Origin of the sequence: Salinibacterium sp. CAN_S4 (genome assembly GCF_015752305.1) — a bacterium.
Classification (GTDB): domain Bacteria; phylum Actinomycetota; class Actinomycetes; order Actinomycetales; family Microbacteriaceae; genus Rhodoglobus.
Map to the genome: position 1 here is coordinate 114,944 of NZ_JADOVB010000005.1, position 18,551 is coordinate 133,494.

The window sequence follows — 18,551 nt, forward strand, 5'->3', positions numbered from 1 at the left end:
TCGAACCTTAGTGGTGTGGCGGGCTAACCAATACGCGCAATGGGGATCGCGGCAGGTCGAGCTGCGAGCGAGTCGAGATTGTCCATGTCGTCCTCGTGGGTGCCAGTGAACAGGTGAGTGTAAATGGTATCCGTGGTGTTGATGTTAGCGTGGCCCATCCATCGGCTCACCTTGCGAATCTCGATGCCCGCCGCCGCGCACACGCTCGCGTAGAAGTGGCAGAGGTCGCGCCAGCGAACGCCGTTGATTCCGAAGTCAGCGAGTGCAGGTTCGAAGCAATAGCGGATGAGGCTCGCCACGTCGAACTGCCGGTCGTAGTCGAGCAGGCGCACGTCGCCGCTGCCACCAGGCACCCGTCCTGGCCAAAATGGCGCCTCTGGCTCGTTGCGGCGCGGGTGCCGGGAAAGGTACTCGGTCAGCGCCCCGATGAGCGAGCGGCCAAGCTGCAGATCGCGTGTGCTGCGTGCGGACTTGGGCGTACCGATCTCCCAGCCGCCCTTGGCTCGGTGGAGGGTCCGACGGGCCTCGACGCGACGATGTAGGAAGTTCACATCGCGGATGTGGAGCGCAGCAAGCTCGCCCTCGCGGAGGCCGGTGTGGGCGGCGAACCGAACGATCAGACCATACAGCTCGAAGGCGCCCAGCTTGGCGGCAACCGCACGGACCTGAGGCGGGTCTAGGAACGCGCGCTCCTCCTTCTTGACGGTCGGCTTGTCCACGACGGTGCAGGGGTTCGCGGTGACGAGGCGGTGCGCCGTCGCGTACCCGATCATATTCGTGCGACGCTCGCTGGACTTTACAACAGACAGGTCAGGGTGCATGTCGCCGTGACCGAGTCGGTTTACCTCACTACCGGGAAGGTCACGGAAATGCACTAACCAAAATCGGACTCGGTTATACGGCGTTGGCCAAGCACAGCTATGCTCCGCGCATGGATCCAGACGCCACGCCAGAAAACGTCGTCATCACGTCATGGCACGAGGCCGAGGCATTTGCTTGCGGTCACATGCGAACGCTCGGATTTGACGATGCGGATGTTACGCCGCCCGGCGCTGACGGTGGGCGGGACGTGACGTCGCGCGGCGGGGTCGCACAAGTCAAACACTTCTCGCGAGGTGCGGTGGGTGCACCGTCGGTCCAGCAGCTCATCGGCGCGGCAGCGAAACACCGACATGCCCTCTTCTATGCCCTCACCGGCTACTCGGCTACTGCAGTGCGGTTGGCAGACGGACATGAAGTGGCGCTCTTTCAATACGACTTGTTCGGCGAAGTAACAGCGCGGTCTGAAGCCGCCGAGCGCCTTATCGACATCGGGTTCGCCTCGTGGGAACAATTGCCGAGCGCCGCCAATCGAGAATTCGAAGTCGCCCTCCAACGCTTTGGTCAACGTACGGTCGACGCCGCTATGTACATCGGCGGCCGATCGGCAGATTTGACCAAAGTATTGACGGAGCGATTGATTTCCGAAGGCCGAGCCCCGGAGGTTATCGACCTCGTGAAAAAGGTGCAACTCGAGTTAGCGCACATAAGCGCACTGGGCATCCCGATGGACGGAGCCTCAACGCGCAGGAACAGCGCTTGGCTCAACGATTTCTGCCAGCTTGAAGGCCTCGCCCAGAGCCTCGCGGCGCGTGTTGGTCTCAACTACGAACTGGAAGCGGAAGATGCCCAGATTTGGGCCGCAGACGTAGCCCGGGACCGCGCTGCTAGGAGCGGCAATCACACGAGAACAAGTTGACCCAGCATCCCCTCGTTCCCGGGGAAGTCAGAACTTCTCGTGATCACATCGCGTCGATCTCGATCAGCGTCGGCGCTTCAGTGGGTTCCGGGTTCAAGTCTCGGGGGGGGGGGGGGCACCACACGTGGGCACAGCATCTACGCGAACGCCACCGCCATTCTCTCGACCGCTTCTTCCAGCACGGACGGATCGCAGGCGAAGTTGATGCGCGCGTGTCCGCGGCCAGCAGCGCCGAAGGCGGGACCGGAGTTGAGGGCAACCCTGGCATCCTGTAGCACCCGCTCCGCCGGATCCATCCCGAAACCCAGGTCCCTGAAGTCGAGCCAGCCGAGGTAGGTCGCGGTCGGTCGACGGTAGTGCACCACGGGGAGCTTGCGGTGCAGCAGCCGGGCGAGCAGCTCGTCGTTGCGCATGATCCGGGAGATCGTGGCATCCAGCCATTCCTCGTCGCTGTACGCCGCAACATTGGCGTGCAGTCCCAGGATGCTCGTGCGCGACGCGACCTCCTGGGGGAAGCTGTCGAGCATGGTGAGGGCGCGGGCATCCGATGGCACCATTACGGCGCACTTCATGCCGGCCATGTTCCAGCCCTTGCTGGCGGAGGTCACGGTGACGGAGCGCGCACCGACCTCGGCGGCGACTGTCGCGAACGGCGTGAACACCGCGCCGTGATGGGTGAGCGGCGCGTGCACCTCATCGGCGATCACGAGCACATCGTGCCTGGCCGCGAGCATCGCGAGGTCGACGAGAGCCTCGCGGTCGTGGGGAACGCCGAGCGGGTTGTGCGGATTGCACAGCAGCACAGCGCGGGCGCCGGTGATGAACGCCTCCTCGATGCGCTCCAGGTCAAGCTGCCAGCCCTCGACGCGCTCGAGCATGGGGATGTCGACGAGCGGAAGCCCAGCCTCCTCCACCAGCTCGAAGAAGGGCGGATAGACGGGGGAGCAGACGACGACGGGGGATCCGGATGCCACGCCAAAACGCAGGCTTTCGACGATGCCGACGCTCACGTCCGTCGCGACCCGCACCCAGGCCGGGTCGACCGCCCAGCCCCAGCGTCGCTGGGCGAACTGCGAGAACGCGTCGGCGAGCGGACCGGCCGAGTCGATGTAGCCGAGGTCGGAGGTCGTCACCCGTTCGATGATCGCCTCGCGGATGCGCTCAGAGACCGGATAGTCCATCTCGGCGACGAACAGGGGCAGCACACCCTCCGGATAGCGCGTCCACTTCAGGGATGAGCGGGACGACCGGAGGAGATCCGCCGGACCCGACGATGCGATGGACATGACTCCAGCCTGTGGCACATCGGCGATCCGCGCCAGTGCGGTGCGTCATCCGGAGTCGCACTTCACGTTAGGGGCTGCCGTGGCAGATCAGCGGGGCGAAGTGGAACCGGATCCGCCGATGCGGAAGGAGGCGCCTTTATGCTCGGCGGGGAGCTTGTCGCCCCGGCCGTGCAGCTTCTGGCGCAGCGAACCCGGCGTGTAGCTCTCCGGGTAGGCGCCGCGCTCGCGCAGCACCGGGATCACGTGTTCCACGATGTCCTCGAAGGTGCCAGGCGTGATCGCGTAGGCGAGGTTGAATCCGTCGATGTCGGTTTCGGCGACCCACTCCTGCAGCTGGTCCGCGATCTGCACGCCGGAGCCGACGATGAACGGTCCGAGCCCGCCGATGGCGCCGAGCCGCCCGATGTCGCGGACGGTGAACTCCTCACCGTTCTCTGCGGACTCGGCGTAGTTGGCGATCACCGACTGGATCGCGTTGCTCTTGACGTTGCCGACGGGCTCGTCGAGGTCGTACTGGGAGAGGTCGATGCCCATCCATCCCGACATGAAGACGAGTGCGCCCTCGTCGCTCGCATACTGCAGATAATCGTCGTGCTTGGCTTTGGCTTTCTCCTCGGTGGAGTCCGTAATGATCGTGAGTAGGGTGTAAATCTTCGCGGAGTAGCGATCGCGGCCGGCGGCCTCCAGGGCATCGCGGATCTTCGCGACTGACGACGCCAGCACGGCCTTCGTCGGGGCGGCGACGAAGATCGCTTCGGCATTACCCGCAGCGAACTGGATGCCGCGGCCCGAGGCTCCGGCCTGGTAGATGACAGGCGTGCGCTGCGTCGACGGCTCGGACAGGTGGATGCCCGGAACCGTGAAGTTCTTGCCGCTGTGCCCGATCTCGTGCACCTTGCTCGGGTCGGTGAACACCCCGGTCTGCCGGTTGCGCTGCACCGCGTCATCCTCCCACGACCCCTCCCACAGTTTGTAGAGCACCTCGAGGTATTCGTCTGCAACGTCGTAACGGTCGTCGTGCTCGAGCTGGTCGTCGTGGCCCATGTTGCGGGCGGCGCTCGGCAGGTAGCCGGTGACGACGTTCCAGCCAACGCGTCCGTTGGTGAGGTGGTCGAGCGTGGACATGCGCCGGGCGAACGGATACGGATGCTCGTAGGCCGTGCCCGCGGTGATGCCGAACCCGAGGTTCTCGGTGACGTGCGCCATGGCCGAGATGAGCAGCACAGGGTCGTTGACTGGCACTTGCGCGCCGTGCCGGATGGCAGCCTCGTTGGAGCCGCCGTACACGTCGTAGGTGCCGAGCACGTCGGCGATGAAGATGCCGTCGAACGTTCCCCGCTCGAGCAGCGCAGCGAGTTCGGTCCAGTAGTCGAGGTCCTTGTACCGCCAGGCCTGGTCGTCGGGGTGACGCCACATTCCCGAAGACTGGTGGGCGACACAGTTCATGTCGAAGGCGTTGAAACGAATCTGGCGGGCAGGGGTCTGGTTCGTCATCCGGCAATCGTGGCCTCCAGAGTGACGCCAGCCAACCGGCAGCGTCGCACAACGACACGGGACGACTCAGTTCGACACATGCGAGCGCTCTACGAGACGCGCGACGTACGGTGGCCGGATTCACACGGCGCTATCCACGAGAGATGCTGTCCGTGACCAGGGAGCTGACGATGACTATGACCGCAACGATCGACCCCACCACCAGCGGCACCCACGACACGCTCGACGGGCTCGACAGCGAGGCGTTCCCGGCTGCCTTCCGTCACCACGCCGCCGGCGTTGCCGTGATCACGGCCGACAGCGGAGCCGGCCCCGCGGGGCTTACGGCCACCTCGGTGTTCTCGGTGAGCGCGGATCCAGCCCTTCTCGTGTTCTCCATCTCCGCCGTGTCGTCGAGCGCGCCCACGATCGCGAGCGCCGACACGGTCGTGGTACACCTGCTCGGCATCGAACAGCTCGATATCGCGCAGCTCTGCGCGACCAGCGGCGTCGACCGGTTCGCCGATCCCTCTATCTGGGATCGGCTGGCCACGGGTGAGCCGTTCTTCCCGGCGGCAGCGACATGGATCCGCGGCCGGATCGTCAACCGTATGGTTGCCGGAGCGTCCACGGTCGTGGCCGTGCACGCTCTCGAAGCCGGACAGGGCGATCACTCGGCTTCTCCGCTCGTCTACCACGACCGGTCCTGGCACGGCCTCGGCCAGCACTCTGCCCTCGACGTGTAGTCCCAACGCCTTCCGGGCCACTCGGCCCTATCGTGCGCGAGGTGGCGGCGCTAGTGTGACGCTGGGCCTCAGGTCCCTGTCCGCCGACAGAAGGAGCACTCGATGATCGCTGCTATCACCACGAGCGAACTGCATAAAGCGTTCGGCTCCGTCACCGCCGTGCACAGTCTCGACCTCTCCATCGAGCGCGGCACCGTGTTCGGACTCATCGGGCCGAATGGTGCGGGCAAGACGACGACGCTTCGGATGCTGCTCGACATCATCCATCCCACCTCGGGAACCATCCGCGTGCTCGGCCAGGATCCCCGCGTCGGCGGGCCAGCCCTTCGGCGGCGGATCGGATTCGTGCCCGGCGATCTGCGGTTGGATGGTCGTATTCGCGGCCGGAGCCTGCTGCAGCACTATGCCGACGTGAGCGGCCCCGTTGCCCCTGGCGCCATCGATGCCCTCGCCGAACGACTCGACCTCGACCTCGGCCGGCCCATCCACGCTCTCTCGAAAGGCAACAGGCAGAAGGTCGGTCTCGTGCAGGCATTCATGCACAAACCGGAACTGCTGGTGCTCGACGAACCCACCAGTGGCCTGGACCCGCTCGTGCAGCGGGAGTTTCTGCTGATGGTCCGCGAGGCCAGAGCCAATGGGCAAACCGTGCTGCTGAGCTCGCATGTCCTGAGCGAGATCCAGCAGGCAGCCGACTACGTTGCCGTTCTCAGCAGGGGTCGTATCGTCGCGCAGGGTGACGTCGCGTCGTTGCGGCTGGGCAGCATCCGTCGACTCCAGGTCACCCTTTCCGGTGCGACTGCCGAGGAAGTGCGAGCCGCGCTCGCCTCGAGTGCGCACCTGCGCGATCTCGAGGTATCCGGAGACACGTCAGTGCGCGTCACCGCCACCGTGCAGGGGGACATCGACGCTGTCGTCAAGACGATCGCGAGGTACCACATCAGCGACCTGACCGTAGAAGAGCCCGACCTCGAGGAGTCTGTGCTGAATCTCTACGGCGAGCAGGGCCGAACCGAGAGGAGTGAGAACAATGGTTGAGGCGCTTCCCGTGTTCCGCCGCTCACTCGGCGACTCGTGGCGGTCATTGGTCGGCTGGACGGCAGGCGTCGGGGGAGCGATTGCCCTCTACCTGCCGCTGTACTCGAGCATCAATGGCAACGGCCAAATGGACCAACTGATCGCCAACATGCCCCCGGAGCTGGTCAACACCATGGGCCTCCAGCAGATCAGCACCGGACCGGGCTACGTGCAGAGCACGTTCTTCGGGCTCATCGGCGTGCTCCTGTTGACCATCGCCGGAACATCCTGGGGTTCTTCCGCGATCGGTGGCGCTGAGGAGTCGGGCCGACTGGAGCTCGACCTCGCTCACGGCGTGGGTCGCGTGCAGTATTCGCTCGAGTCGGCTCTGTCCATCGTCGTCAGGATGCTGTGGCTCGGCGGATTCGCCGCAGCGCTGGTGATCGTGCTGAACGTGCCATCGGCGCTGGAGCTCGATCCGCTCAACGTGGTCGCGGCATCCATCGCCCTCATCGGCCTGGCTCTCGTGAGTGCCACGGTTGCGCTCGCGGTGGGCGCCATCACGGGGCGCCGGGTTCTCGCGACCGTGGCGGGGGCGGGAGTGGCCGTGGTCGGGTACGCGCTGAACGCGGTAGCGCTTCAATCGAGCGACGTCCAAGCGGTGAGTTCAGCATCTCCATACGCGTGGGCGTTCCAGAACGATCCGCTGACCGGCGGGATGGACGGGCCTGGGGTGGCATTGCTGGCGGGAGTCAGCCTGGTGGCCGTAGCCGTCGCGACCGTCGCGCTGCGGCGCAGGGATATCACGGGGTGAGTCGGACGCCCGGGAATACTTTCTGACTCCATGCGTTTGTATAGAATAACTGCACGGACACACTCAGGGAGTAATTATGGTCGCCGCTACATCCGGTCTTCATCACGTCACCGCGATCGGTGGGGATCCGCAGAAGAACATCGACTTCTACATCACCGGACTGGGGCTGCGGCTGGTCAAGCGCACGGTCAACTTCGACGATCCGAGCACGTACCACCTCTATTACGGTGACGAGGCAGGGCAGCCCGGCTCGCTCATGACGTTCTTCCCGTGGAAGGGCGTGCCCAAGGGTCGCATCGGCGCGGGGCAGTCCACGTCGACCGCATTCTCCATTCCCGCCGGAAGCCTCGGCTGGTGGAGCGAACACTTCGCGGCGCTCGGTGTGCCGAGCGAGATCACCACGCAGGGCTCCGAGGAGGAACGCCTCTCGCTGCGCGATCCCGACGGGCTGCAGCTCGACCTGGTTGCCAGCTCTGTCACCGACCCGCGCAACCCGTGGGATTCGGCCTCTGTCCCCGCCGAATACGCAGTGCGCGGCCAGCATTCGTCTGTGCTGACGGTTCAGGATGCCGCGGGCACCGTCGCGCTTCTCACCGACGACCTCGGACTGAAGGTCGTGTCTGAGTCGGGCGATCGCACCCGGCTCGCGGCCGGCGACGCGCTGCCCGGCAACATCGTCGACGTGATCTCCGACCCCTCCGCGCCCGTCGGGTTGACCGCCGGAGGCACAGTGCACCACATCGCGTTCCGTGTGCCTGACCACGAGACCCAGGAGCTCTGGCGCCAGGACCTGGTCGGCCGCGGACACCAGGTCACGGCCATTCTCGACCGCCAGTACTTCACCTCCATCTACTTCAGGGAGCCGGGCGGCGTGCTGTTCGAGATCGCCACCGACACCCCCGGTTTCGACATCGACGAGCCCCTGCTCGAGCTCGGCCGCAGCCTGAAGCTTCCGCCGTGGCTCGAGCCGTCGCGCGACGACATCGAGCACGCGGTCATCCCCATCGTGGTGCCCGAGGAGAACAACCCGGCCGACCATGAATGACCCTGCCATGAGTGAGTTCGAGGCATGGCCGCACCTGTTCGAGGCGGGCGACGGACCCGTGCTGCTCGCGCTTCACGGCACGGGCGGCAACGAGCGCGACATCCTGCCGCTGGCTCGTGCCATCGATCCGATGGCAGCCGTGCTCGCTCCTCGCGGGCAGGTGATCGAGGGCGGTGCCCTGCGGTGGTTCCGACGACTCTCCGAGGGAGTCTTCGACGTGGATGACGTCGTCACCCGCGCGGGCGATCTCGCCGAGTTCATCGGCTGGGCCGTGGGCCACTACGGGCTGGAAGGTCGACGCATCGTCGCCGTCGGATTCTCCAACGGAGCAAACGTCGGTCTTGCCACTGCCGCCCTGCACCCGCAGGTGCTCCCGGAGGCCATCGCGTTCTCCGGGATGTATCCGTTCGCCGGTCGACCGCTCACCACGAGCCTCGAGGGCAGCAGGATGCTCCTGGCCAACGGCACCGCAGATCCGATGGCCCCGAGCGCGAGTGTCGCACGCCTCGCTGCAGAGCTCAGCGCGCAGGGCGCTGAGGTCACTCGCCACGAGCGTGCAGGCGGTCACGGGATCGACTCCGGCGACGTGGATGCGGCCCGGGAGTGGCTGGCTGTACTCCCCGCGCGGTAGTCGGAGTCATCCTCCGGCCGGATGCGGCCGACCATCCCGGTTGCGAGAGTTGATGCATGACAAGTCGACCCGTGCGCATCCTCGTCGTGGATGAAGAAGAACCCCTCACCGATATCGTCTCGATGACGTTAGGGCTCGAAGGCTGGGATGTGGCCGTCGCGAGAGACGGAGCCTCAGCCTTCGACCTCATCGCCTCAGGTGCGCCCGACATCGTGCTGATGGATGTCACACTGCCCGACATGCGCGGAACCGAGGTCGTGGCGGCGCTCCGGGCAGAGGGCAACGCCGTGCCCGTCGTGTTCCTTACCGGTCGGGCATCGCTGGAAGACCGCATGGACGGCTTTGCGGCCGGCGGAGACGATTACGTCACCAAGCCGTTCAGCCTCGACGAACTGGTGGACAGGCTGAACCCGGTCGTGCGCAGGCTCGGGCTCGCACCGAGCAGCCGCCGGTACGCCGACCTCGTGCTCGACGAGGTGACCGCCGAGGTCTGGCGTGCCGACGAGCGGGTCGTCCTGACGCCGATGGAGGTCGAGATGCTGCGGGCGCTGCTCGACCAGCCCGGCACCACCCTCAGCCTCGGGCAGGTACTGCGCGCCGTGATGGTGCGAGGCGTGCGCATTCCCCGGGAGATCGGTGTGCGGATGCTCGAACGGATGCGTTCTGCCGTCAACGCTGGCCAGCCGCCGCTGGTGCACGTCGACGCCCGCGACGGATGGTTCCTCGCGGCCGCGTGAGTCAGGTTCTCGCCAGCAGGTCCCGTGCCTGCTCGACTGCTTCTACCCGGCCCTGCCGAGTGGATGCCACGGGCGAGATCATCACGGTCGTGACCCCCGATGCCACCAGGGCTGACAGGCGCCGCTCGACGTCGGCGGCTGTTCCGATGAGCGACGTCTCCCGAACGAGGTCGTCGGGGAGGGCATCCGCCGCCGCCTGCTTCTCGCCGGCGAGGTAGAGCTCCTGCACGCGCGCGGCCTCGTCACCGAAGCCGTAGCGGGTGACCAGGTCGTTGTAGAAGTTGGCGCCGACGGCGCCCATGCCGCCCACATACAGTGGGACCCGCTGGCGGTGCGCCTCGAGCACGCGTTCGTCGTCGCCGATGAAGAAGGGCGCGGAGACCATTACGTCGAGCGCTCCGAGTTCGGCGCTGCGCTTCGCGGTGCCCACGGCCAGCGCGTCGCCCCATGCGAGGTGGGCCTTTTCGGGGTGGTAGAACAGCGGCAGCCAGCCGTCTGCGATCTCGGCCGTCTGCGCCACCGCCTTCGGTGCGAGTGAGGCGAGCGCGATGGGGATGGAGCTGCGCAGCGGGGTGTTGATGAGCTTCAGGGGCTTGCCCAGCCCGGTTCCCTGATCGGCGGGGAGCGGAACCGTGTAGTACTTTCCCGAGTGTTCCAGCTTCTCCCGACGCCAGACCGAGCGGCAGATCTCGACGGTCTCGCGCAGGTGGCCGAGCGGGGCCGTGAACGGCACCCCGTGGAATCCTTCGATCACCTGGGCACCGGATGATCCGAGGCCGAGCTCGAACCGGCCGCCCGACATCGAATCGAGGCTGGCGGCGGTCATGGCGATGAGGGTGGGGGTGCGCGAGTAGATCGGCATGATTCCCGATGACAACCCGATCGTGGAGGTGACGGCCGCCAGGTACCCGAGCCGGCTCACCGCGTCGAACGAGTACGCCTCGGCGACCGAGACCAGATCGGCTCCGGCCCTTTCGAACTCGACGACATCGAGACTCGCCTCGACGAAGTCATCCGAGTAATCGACGATCACGCCGAGTCGTGCGTTCATCCTTGACCTGGCCTCATCGTCATGAGTCAACGCTAGCCTGATCGGGTGGTTGAGACAGCGGTGGTTGAGACAGTGGTGGGTGAGACAGCGGTGGTTGAGACAGTGGTGGGTGAGACAGCGGTGGGTGAGACAGCGGTGGTTGAGACAGCGGTGGGTGAGACAGCGGTGGTTGAGACAGCGGTGGTTGAGACAGTGCTCGGGCCGTGGGCCAAGTCGTTCCCGCCGTCGTGCTGGGGGCAGTCGGTGCACGAGTTCGCGGGCTCGCGGCCTCGACTCTCACAGTTCGCAACCCCGCTGCTGACGATCGATCGCAGCGCTACCGGTCACAACGTCTCGACGATGGCTGGCTGGCTGGCCGAGCGGAACCTCCAGATCTCTCCCCATGGCAAGACGACCATGGCGCCACAACTCTGGCAGCAGCTTCTCGACGGCGGAGCATGGGGCATCACGCTTGCGACCGCCTGGCAGGTGCAGCTCGCCCGATCCTTCGGTTTCTCGCGCATCATCCTGGCGAACCTGTTGATCGATCCGGTCGGCCTCGCGTGGCTCAGGGCCGAGCTCGTCGACCCCGGGTTCACATTCCTGTGCTGGGTCGACAGCGTGGATGCCGTGGACCTGATGCGGCGCGGTCTCGCCGGTGCCACCCGCCCGGTCAACGTCGCGATCGAGCTCGGTGCGCCAGGTGGCCGAACCGGCGCGCGCTCCCTCGAGCAGGCGCTCGCGGTGGCCTCTGCCGTCGACGCGGCTCCTGAGCTGCGGCTCACTGGCGTTGCGGGATACGAGGGCTCCTATGGAAACGACAGGAGCGAGGGTGCCGTCACTGCGGTCCGCCACTATCTCGATGACCTCGTCACACTCCACGACGCGATCCAGTGGGAGACCAGGCCCATCGTCACCGCGGGCGGCAGCGCTTTCTTCGACCTCGTCGGCGATGCACTCGCGCCACTGGCAGACTCGGCCACGGTCATCCTTCGATCCGGTGCTTACCAGTTGCAGGACGACGGTTTCTATGGCGAGCTGACGCCCCTGCCGCACCTGCGATCTGCCGTGCACGGCTGGACGCGCGTGCTCTCCCGGCCGGAACCGACACTGGCGATTCTGGATGGCGGCAAGCGCGACTTCCCCTACGACCTCGGCCTACCGACATCGAACGTCGGTCGCGTCGACCGAATCAATGACCAGCACGCCTATCTTCCCGTGACGGGCGACGGTCCGGCAGTCGGGGATGTGCTCAGGCTCGGCCTGTCACACCCGTGCACGGCGTTCGATAAATGGCGCGCGATTCCCGTAGTCGACGACTCAGGAGTCGATGATCCGACGGTCGTCGATGTCGTCCTGACGTACTTCTGACGGAATGGACCTAAGGAAGCCAGGCCATCGGGTCGGTCTTGGACCCATTCACCCAGACCTCGAAGTGCAGGTGGGCCACGGTCACATACCCGGTGTCTCCGACTGAACCGAGCAGCTGGCCTGCTTCGACGGCCTGGCCCGCAGAAACCACCGGCGAGCCGGTGATCATGTGGGAGTACAGCGTGGTGATGCCGCCGCCGTGGTCGATTTGCACGTATTGGCCCCAGCCACCGTCCTGCGTGACGGCGGTGACGACACCGGCGGACGCCGCGACGATGGGTGCTCCATAGCCGGCCATGATGTCGATGCCACCGTGGAACTCGGAGCCGCGGTAGCCGAATCCGTCGTTGACTCCAGCGTTAGCCGGCCACACGGCGAGCTTGCCCGTGACGTTGGCGTAGGCGACGGTGAACTGCGGAACCGCGACGGGCTCCGGTGGTGGCGGCGGTGGTGGATCTGTGATGCTGAAGCCGTCGCGCGCGGTGGGGGCAGCGACCGCTGCCGACGCGACGATGGCCTGCGGGGCCGCCGTGCGGGCATTCGCGTTGGACGCGGCTCCGGACTCGGCGAAGGCCACCTGCGGGGATCCGGGGAGGGCTGAGGTGGGGATACTTGCACCCATGACCAGCGCAGCGACGGCGCAGATTGTCAGTGTTCGTTTCACGAATCTCGTTTCGGGTTTGCGTGTGTCCGGGGTGGACACCGTCAGCTGAAACCACGTTTCGCCGACCGGTTGCGACCGCTTATGGCGGGGCTGGGAACCGGTGGCACTGACGACCGTTCTAGTTCGACCGGGGCCGGAACGTCTGAACGGGACCCTTTAAGTTACATTCTCGTCACGAAAGACACAACCGCAGGTCCCAGAAAGTGCATAACTCCGCGCTCGACAGGGTCACGGACGCCAGACCATGAGCACCACCACAGCGACGAGAAGCAGCGTCACCAACCCGGACGAACCCGCAATCCGGCCGTACACGTTTGAGGGTGGGGTGCTTGCGGCGGTGAGGTGGCGACCGGCCCGCCCGAGCAGCGGTGCGACCACAGAAAGGCTCACCGTCACGGCCACGGTGTAGAGGATGATCGAGGCGAGCAGCCAGGGCGTGCCGAACGTGAGCTTGTCCTCGGGATCGACGAACGACACGAGTGCGAAGCCGATCAGGGCGACGAGCAGGGACAGCCATGAGACCAGCCGGGTCGACCTGGCGATACTGGTGACCTGCTCGGCATTGCCAGCCCTGACGGCGCGGAGGCCGGTCATCGGCAGGATCGCCATCGGCCCGATGATGAAGACCGCGGCGGTGACGTGGAGCACAGCGAAAAGAGTTTCCATAGCCGGATCCTGTCCTTATCGAGGGGTCTGCGGCAGGGCCGAAAGTCCTCCGACGACGAGAATGGCCCCGGATCCCAGATCCGGGGCCATTGCCGGGCAGTGGTGACTAGGTGGTCGCTCCCGGTCCCTTCTTCGCGACGGGGTCGAACACCTCTGATTCCATGGCGTCGTATCCTTCGGTCTGCGGGTCTCCATGCAGACCACCGCTGAGGGCGTATTCCTCTTCCGGGGAGAGCACGAGTCGGTGCCGTCCGACGAGCGCGAAGATGGCGAGCATCACGGCGTAGACGACCGCAATAGCAACGATGGCCGGTCGGGCTGGCTCGTTGATGAAGAAGCCGAAGAAGATCGCTACCGAGAGCACGCCGGCAATGACAGCACCAGGAATTCCCCACGGGCTCTTGTACGGGCGGTTCGCGTTCGGATACTTCCTCCGCAGGATCACGAACGAGACCATCTGCAGCGCGTATGCGATGACAGCGCCCCAGATGGCGATGTTGAGCACAATGGCTCCCGCCACACCGGCGGCGCCGCCGAGGGAGTCGACGAGCACGAGCGCGATGAATCCGATCACTGCGCCGACTGCCAGAGCGATTCCCGGCGTCTGTCGCTTGCCGGTGAGCGACAGGAACTTCGGATAGTAGCCGGCGCGGGATAGTGAATACATGTTCCGGCCGTAGGCAAACATGATTCCCTGGAGGGACGCGAGCAGACCGATGAGAGCGAACAGTGCGAGCACGGCCGCGAGTTGGTCCCCGACGATAGCCCTGAATCCGTCCAGGAGCGGCTCGCCGGCAGAGCCGATCGCTTCCGATCCGACGACGCCGGTGTTAAGGAACAGCACCAGGAGCCCGGTCACGATAAGAGTCGTGCGGGCGATGATGCCGGCTCGCGGGATGTCGCGAACGGGGTCATGCGATTCCTCGGCTGCGAGTGGCAGTTCCTCGATTCCCAGGAAGAACCACATTGCGAACGGCAGCGCGAAGAGGATCGGGACGATTCCGTGGGGAAGGAAGGCCGACTGCCCGGGGTCAGGAGCGATGTCGAAGACCTTGTCCCAGCTGAACTGGCCTGAAAATGCGGCCATTGCGGAGAAGACAAGCAGGATGGTGATCGAGATGATGGACACCACGATCGCGAACTTGAAGGAGATCGCGGCACCTGCCGCGTTGAGCCCGATGAAGACGGCATAGAGAATAAGCCACCACACCCAGGCGGGTAGGGAAAGCCCGAGAAGCTCCGAGGTAATGCTGTCTGCGTACGACGCCGAGAAGTAGACGATGACCGCTGTCGTCGCTACGTATTCGATGGTCTCAGCGAGCCCGGTGACGAAACCTCCCCATGGCCCCATCGCGGAGCGCGCGAACGAGTAAGCGCCGCCCGTGTGCGGTTGTGCCGCCGCCATCTCGCCGATGCTGAAAATCATGCCGTAATACATGACGACGAGGATCGCGAACGCTATGAGCATGCCACCGAAACCGGCGTAGGCGATGCCGAAGTTCCAGCCAGAGAAGTCACCAGAAATGACGGCAGCGACGGCCAGCCCCCATAGGCCCCAGATTCCCGCACTTCGCTTGAGCCGACGTTTCTCGAAGTAGCCTTCACCTGCTGAGGTGTAACTGACGCCTGAGACACTCCTGCTGTCTGCCATAACTGTCCTTCCAGAGCGGGTTCGGGTGCGCGACACCATCCAGACGGCGGCGTCTGCGCTTATCGGAGAGCTTGGCCTCTATTGGTACCCAGTGTCTACCTTTGGATGTTAAATACGCGTTACATTGGGCGGGCACCCGTCGAATTGGCTGTGGTGTAATGGTCGGGTCGGGCGACTGCCGGCGAATTCAAAGGAGCAATCGATGACGTCGACGCCACCCACGGGCAACCTTTCGATGGACGAGCTTGCGGAACTGGTTTCCGCCCACGAGGTCGATACCGTGATCATCGCCTTCACCGACATGCAGGGTCGGCTCGTCGGGAAGCGCGTGTCTGCGCGACTCTTTTTGGAGGAGTTCGCCGAGCACGGAGCCGAGTGCTGTAACTACCTGCTCGCGGTCGATGTCGAGAACAACACGGTCGATGGCTACGAAATCTCGTCCTGGGCGCGCGGATACGGCGACATGGCGATGATGCCCGATATCGATACCCTTCGCCGCGCCCCCTGGCTCGATGGGACGGTCATCGTGACCGCCGACCTGACCTGGCTCGACGGCACTCCCGTGCCTCCCGACCCGCGTCAGGTACTGAAGCGCCAGATTGCGAGGCTCGCCGAGAAGGGGCTGACCCCCTACGCGGCCACCGAACTGGAGTTCATCGTCTTCGACGACACCTATCGCGACGCCTGGAAGAAGAAGTACGAGGCTCTCACGCCCGCGAGCGACTACAACATCGACTACGCGCTCATGGCGTCCACGCGCATGGAGCCGTTGCTGCGTGACATCCGGAACTCGATGGATGGCGCCGGCATGTATTGCGAAGGCGTCAAGGGCGAGTGCAACTTCGGCCAGCAAGAGATCGGCTTCAGGTTCACCGACGCGCTCGGAACCTGCGACAACCACTCCGTCTACAAGAACGGTGCAAAGGAGATCGCCGACAGGCACGGCAAGTCGCTGACGTTCATGGCGAAGTTCAATGAGCGGGAGGGCAACTCCTGCCACATCCATCTGTCTGTCGTCGGTGCGGATGGCGAGCCCGTCATGGCCGATAAGAACGGCACTCACGGGTTCTCGAAACTGATGGAGCACTGGATCGCCGGCCAGCTGAAGACCATGCGCGAGCTCACCCTGTTCTTCGCCCCGAACATCAACTCCTACAAGCGATACGTCGCTGGCAGTTTCGCACCGACCGCCGTCGCCTGGGGGCTCGACAACCGCACGTGTGCCCTGCGAGTGGTCGGTCACGGCCGCTCGCTCAGGGTGGAGAACCGCGTTCCCGGCGGTGACGTCAACCAGTACCTCGCCGTGGCGGCGCTCATCGCCGGCGGCCTGTACGGCATCGAACATGAGCTCGAACTCGAGCCGATCTTCGAGGGCAATGCCTACGAATCGGATGCCCCCAGGGTGCCGACGACGCTGCGGGATGCCGCCCAGCTGTTCTCGGAGTCCGCAATCGCCCGGGACGCGTTCGGCGACGACGTCGTCGAACACTACCTGAACAACGCGCGGGTGGAGCAGGCCGCATTCGATGCCGCCGTCACCGACTGGGAGAGGGTGCGCGGCTTTGAGCGCTTCTAACGGACCCACCGCGCCCGTCATCGGCCTCACCACCTACCTCGAGCAGTCGCAGACCGGAGTCTGGGATGTGCCAGCCGCTTTCCTGCCCCAGGTCTACTTCGATGCCGTCAATCGTGCTGGCGGTATTGCCGTGCTCCTGCCACCCCAGGCCGTCGACTCCGCGATCGCGGGCCGGGTGCTCGACGGGCTCGATGGGCTCATCATCAGCGGTGGCAAAGACGTCGACCCGGCGCGATACGGCCAGGCGGCGCATCCGGCCACAGACGAACCCCGTCGTGACCGCGACGCGTGGGAAGACGCGCTTCTCACCGCCGCTATCGATCGCGACCTCCCCTTCCTCGGGATCTGCCGCGGCGCCCAGATGCTGAACGTCACCCTCGGCGGCACGCTCCACCAGCACCTGCCGGACGTCATCGGTTCCGAACGCTACAACGCCGGGGGCGGGGTGTTCGTCGACAATCACGTGCTCGTCGATGCCGACAGCCACATTGCCGGCCTCATCGGCGGTGCCGTCATAGGCAAGTCCTACCATCACCAGTCGATCGACCTCGTAGCAGATGGCCTCGTCGTCACCGCGCGCACCGACGACGGTACCGTGCAGGCTGTCGAGCTGCCCGACCTCCGTTTCGGGGTGGCCGTGCAGTGGCATCCTGAGCAGGATCCCGACGACATCAGGCTCTTCGAGGGGCTCGTCTCGGCGGCCCGCGACTACAGCATCGCCCGGCAGAAAGGCTCGAAGTGAGCAGCACCATTCTCGTCAACCCGGCTACGGAAGCCCCGATTCGTCAGATCGAGCACACGACCGTCGAGGGGGTGGATGACGCCGTCGCACGGGCGGTAGCCGCGCAGAAACTCTGGGCCGCGCTTGCCCCTGCGGCCCGCGCCGGTGCACTGCGCGATTTCGCGAGCGCCGTGGGTGGAGCGGTCGAGGAACTCGCCGCCCTCGAGGTCGCCAACTCCGGGCATCCCGTCACACAGGCCCGCTGGGAAGCCGGGCACGTGCGCGACGTGCTCACCTACTATTCGGCGGCACCGGAGCGGATGCTCGGCCAGCAGATCCCCGTCGCCGGGGGCCTCGACGTGACTTTCCTCGAGCCGCTCGGGGTCGTCGGCGTCATCGTGCCCTGGAACTTTCCCATGACGATCGCGAGCTGGGGTTTCGCGCCGGCGCTCGCGGCCGGAAACGCCGTCGTACTGAAACCGGCGGAGTGGACGCCGCTGACCGCGATCCGGCTCGGCGAGCTCGCGCTCGACGCCGGGCTTCCCGAGGGTCTGTTCCAGGTGCTGCCCGGCAAGGGATCGGTCGTCGGCGAGCGCTTCGTCACCCACGAGAGCGTGCGGAAGATCGTCTTCACGGGGTCGACCGCCGTCGGCAAGCAGGTCATGGCAGGCTGTGCGGAGCAGGTCAAGGCCGTCACGCTCGAACTCGGGGGTAAGAGCGCGAACGTGATCTTCGCCGACTCCGATCTCGAGAAGGCGGCAGCAACGGCGCCGTACTCCGTCTTCGAGAACGCGGGGCAGGACTGCTGCGCCCGATCCAGGATCCTCGTCGAGCGAAGCGTCTACAACAGGTTCCTCGAACTGCTCGAGCCCGCTGTGCAGGGAGTCGTCGTGGGCGATCCGACCCTGGACGCGACCGAGATGGGCCCGCTCGTCTCGAAGACGCACTTCGATTCGGTGAGTTCCTATGTTCCGGATGATGCGCAGGTGGCGTTCCGCGGAAGCGCCCCGACCGGGCCGGGCTACTGGTTCGCCCCGACCGTGTTGCTGCCCGAATCCCGCACCGACCGCTGCGTCACCGACGAGATCTTCGGACCGGTCGTGACGGTGCTGCCGTTCGACGATGAAGCCGACGCGATTTCGCTCGCCAACGACAGCGTCTACGGCCTGAGCGGCTCGATCTGGACGAGGGATGTCGGCCGCGCCATCCGGGTCTCCAGGGGCATCGAGAGTGGCAACCTCTCGGTCAATTCGCACTCCTCGGTGCGGTACTCCACCCCGTTCGGCGGGTTCAAGCAGAGCGGTCTGGGCCGCGAACTCGGCCCCGATGCCGCCGCCGCTTTCACCGAAACCAAAAACGTCTTCATCAGCACCGACTAATACAGC

The 18,551-nt window shown here is 65.6% G+C and carries 18 protein-coding genes; 11 read left to right on the forward strand and 7 right to left on the reverse strand.

Annotated elements, in window-relative coordinates:
* Positions 1-23 precede the first annotated feature (23 nt).
* On the reverse strand, positions 24-773 hold the full coding sequence (locus IWX81_RS12800; protein ID WP_199281712.1) for a site-specific integrase: 750 nt from the start codon (positions 771-773) through the stop codon (positions 24-26).
* A gap of 158 nt (positions 774-931) precedes the next feature.
* Here IWX81_RS12800 and IWX81_RS12805 point away from each other — a divergent pair, with 158 nt between their 5' ends.
* Positions 932-1,738, forward strand: a complete 807-nt coding sequence (locus tag IWX81_RS12805; protein WP_199281713.1) for a restriction endonuclease — start codon at positions 932-934, stop codon at positions 1,736-1,738.
* A gap of 137 nt (positions 1,739-1,875) precedes the next feature.
* Here IWX81_RS12805 and IWX81_RS12810 read toward each other — a convergent pair whose 3' ends face one another.
* Positions 1,876-3,024: a MalY/PatB family protein gene (locus tag IWX81_RS12810; protein ID WP_199281714.1), complete on the reverse strand. Its 1,149-nt coding sequence runs from the start codon at positions 3,022-3,024 to the stop codon at positions 1,876-1,878.
* Between the two features lie 87 nt (positions 3,025-3,111).
* Positions 3,112-4,518 (reverse strand): LLM class flavin-dependent oxidoreductase, encoded by a 1,407-nt coding sequence (locus IWX81_RS12815; RefSeq protein ID WP_199281715.1) that lies wholly within the window; start codon positions 4,516-4,518, stop codon positions 3,112-3,114.
* 170 nt (positions 4,519-4,688) lie between these two features.
* Between IWX81_RS12815 and IWX81_RS12820 the strand changes: the two genes are divergently transcribed.
* The 6 genes from IWX81_RS12820 to IWX81_RS12845 all read left to right on the forward strand — a co-directional run bounded on the left by IWX81_RS12820 (position 4,689) and on the right by IWX81_RS12845 (position 9,487).
* A complete protein-coding gene (locus IWX81_RS12820) occupies positions 4,689-5,243 on the forward strand; it encodes a flavin reductase family protein (RefSeq protein ID WP_334594155.1) in 555 nt (184 codons plus the stop codon).
* A 102-nt stretch (positions 5,244-5,345) separates the two neighbouring features.
* Entirely contained in the window at positions 5,346-6,281 is a 936-nt protein-coding gene (locus tag IWX81_RS12825) for an ABC transporter ATP-binding protein (RefSeq protein ID WP_199281716.1), read from the forward strand.
* Positions 6,274-7,074 (forward strand): ABC transporter permease subunit, encoded by an 801-nt coding sequence (locus tag IWX81_RS12830; protein ID WP_199281717.1) that lies wholly within the window; start codon positions 6,274-6,276, stop codon positions 7,072-7,074. The genes IWX81_RS12825 and IWX81_RS12830 overlap by 8 nt, the downstream gene beginning before the upstream one ends.
* Before the next feature lie 76 nt (positions 7,075-7,150).
* The gene (locus tag IWX81_RS12835) at positions 7,151-8,119 is read left to right on the forward strand and encodes a ring-cleaving dioxygenase (RefSeq protein ID WP_199281718.1); all 969 of its coding nucleotides are present in this window, start codon (positions 7,151-7,153) and stop codon (positions 8,117-8,119) included.
* Positions 8,120-8,126: 7 nt separating this feature from the next.
* Entirely contained in the window at positions 8,127-8,750 is a 624-nt protein-coding gene (locus IWX81_RS12840) for an alpha/beta hydrolase (protein ID WP_199281719.1), read from the forward strand.
* 56 nt (positions 8,751-8,806) lie between these two features.
* Entirely contained in the window at positions 8,807-9,487 is a 681-nt protein-coding gene (locus IWX81_RS12845; protein WP_199281720.1) for a response regulator transcription factor, read from the forward strand.
* A gap of 1 nt (position 9,488) precedes the next feature.
* On the opposite strand, the gene IWX81_RS12850 is transcribed toward IWX81_RS12845, so the two are convergent.
* Complete coding sequence (locus tag IWX81_RS12850; protein ID WP_199281721.1) at positions 9,489-10,538, reverse strand: LLM class F420-dependent oxidoreductase; 1,050 nt, start codon at positions 10,536-10,538, stop codon at positions 9,489-9,491.
* Positions 10,539-10,583: 45 nt separating this feature from the next.
* On the opposite strand from IWX81_RS12850, the gene IWX81_RS12855 reads away from it, so the two are divergent.
* Positions 10,584-11,888, forward strand: a complete 1,305-nt coding sequence (locus tag IWX81_RS12855; RefSeq protein ID WP_334594159.1) for an alanine racemase — start codon at positions 10,584-10,586, stop codon at positions 11,886-11,888.
* Positions 11,889-11,898: 10 nt separating this feature from the next.
* Here the strand turns inward: IWX81_RS12855 and IWX81_RS12860 are convergent, their stop codons facing one another.
* The 3 genes from IWX81_RS12860 to IWX81_RS12870 all read right to left on the reverse strand — a co-directional run bounded on the left by IWX81_RS12860 (position 11,899) and on the right by IWX81_RS12870 (position 14,869).
* Positions 11,899-12,552, reverse strand: coding sequence for a M23 family metallopeptidase (locus IWX81_RS12860; RefSeq protein ID WP_334594161.1), 654 nt, complete (start codon positions 12,550-12,552; stop codon positions 11,899-11,901).
* 228 nt (positions 12,553-12,780) lie between these two features.
* Positions 12,781-13,218, reverse strand: coding sequence for a DUF2269 family protein (locus IWX81_RS12865; protein WP_199281722.1), 438 nt, complete (start codon positions 13,216-13,218; stop codon positions 12,781-12,783).
* 106 nt (positions 13,219-13,324) lie between these two features.
* Positions 13,325-14,869 carry an amino acid permease gene (locus IWX81_RS12870; RefSeq protein WP_199281723.1) on the reverse strand — a complete coding sequence of 515 codons (1,545 nt, stop codon included), beginning with the start codon at positions 14,867-14,869 and terminating at the stop codon, positions 13,325-13,327.
* Positions 14,870-15,071: 202 nt separating this feature from the next.
* On the opposite strand from IWX81_RS12870, the gene IWX81_RS12875 reads away from it, so the two are divergent.
* From IWX81_RS12875 to IWX81_RS12885, 3 genes are read left to right on the forward strand one after another with little or no spacing between them, the layout of a single operon-like run.
* Entirely contained in the window at positions 15,072-16,445 is a 1,374-nt protein-coding gene (locus IWX81_RS12875; protein WP_199281724.1) for a glutamine synthetase family protein, read from the forward strand.
* The gene (locus tag IWX81_RS12880; protein ID WP_334594164.1) at positions 16,432-17,187 is read left to right on the forward strand and encodes a gamma-glutamyl-gamma-aminobutyrate hydrolase family protein; all 756 of its coding nucleotides are present in this window, start codon (positions 16,432-16,434) and stop codon (positions 17,185-17,187) included. Before IWX81_RS12875 ends, IWX81_RS12880 begins: the two co-directional genes overlap by 14 nt.
* Complete coding sequence (locus IWX81_RS12885) at positions 17,184-18,545, forward strand: aldehyde dehydrogenase family protein (RefSeq protein ID WP_199281726.1); 1,362 nt, start codon at positions 17,184-17,186, stop codon at positions 18,543-18,545. Before IWX81_RS12880 ends, IWX81_RS12885 begins: the two co-directional genes overlap by 4 nt.
* Positions 18,546-18,551: the final 6 nt, after the last annotated feature.

Coding starts and splice junctions, on each gene's coding strand:
- IWX81_RS12870 (WP_199281723.1), bottom strand. CDS start 14,869: ATGGCAGACAGCAGGAGTGTCTCAGGCGTCAGTTACACCTCAGCAGGT.
- IWX81_RS12830 (WP_199281717.1), top strand. CDS start 6,274: ATGGTTGAGGCGCTTCCCGTGTTCCGCCGCTCACTCGGCGACTCGTGG.
- IWX81_RS12810 (WP_199281714.1), bottom strand. CDS start 3,024: ATGTCCATCGCATCGTCGGGTCCGGCGGATCTCCTCCGGTCGTCCCGC.
- IWX81_RS12825 (WP_199281716.1), top strand. CDS start 5,346: ATGATCGCTGCTATCACCACGAGCGAACTGCATAAAGCGTTCGGCTCC.
- IWX81_RS12850 (WP_199281721.1), bottom strand. CDS start 10,538: ATGAACGCACGACTCGGCGTGATCGTCGATTACTCGGATGACTTCGTC.
- IWX81_RS12845 (WP_199281720.1), top strand. CDS start 8,807: ATGACAAGTCGACCCGTGCGCATCCTCGTCGTGGATGAAGAAGAACCC.
- IWX81_RS12800 (WP_199281712.1), bottom strand. CDS start 773: ATGATCGGGTACGCGACGGCGCACCGCCTCGTCACCGCGAACCCCTGC.
- IWX81_RS12805 (WP_199281713.1), top strand. CDS start 932: ATGGATCCAGACGCCACGCCAGAAAACGTCGTCATCACGTCATGGCAC.
- IWX81_RS12820 (WP_334594155.1), top strand. CDS start 4,689: ATGACTATGACCGCAACGATCGACCCCACCACCAGCGGCACCCACGAC.
- IWX81_RS12865 (WP_199281722.1), bottom strand. CDS start 13,218: ATGGAAACTCTTTTCGCTGTGCTCCACGTCACCGCCGCGGTCTTCATC.
- IWX81_RS12840 (WP_199281719.1), top strand. CDS start 8,127: ATGAGTGAGTTCGAGGCATGGCCGCACCTGTTCGAGGCGGGCGACGGA.
- IWX81_RS12815 (WP_199281715.1), bottom strand. CDS start 4,518: ATGACGAACCAGACCCCTGCCCGCCAGATTCGTTTCAACGCCTTCGAC.
- IWX81_RS12875 (WP_199281724.1), top strand. CDS start 15,072: ATGACGTCGACGCCACCCACGGGCAACCTTTCGATGGACGAGCTTGCG.
- IWX81_RS12835 (WP_199281718.1), top strand. CDS start 7,151: ATGGTCGCCGCTACATCCGGTCTTCATCACGTCACCGCGATCGGTGGG.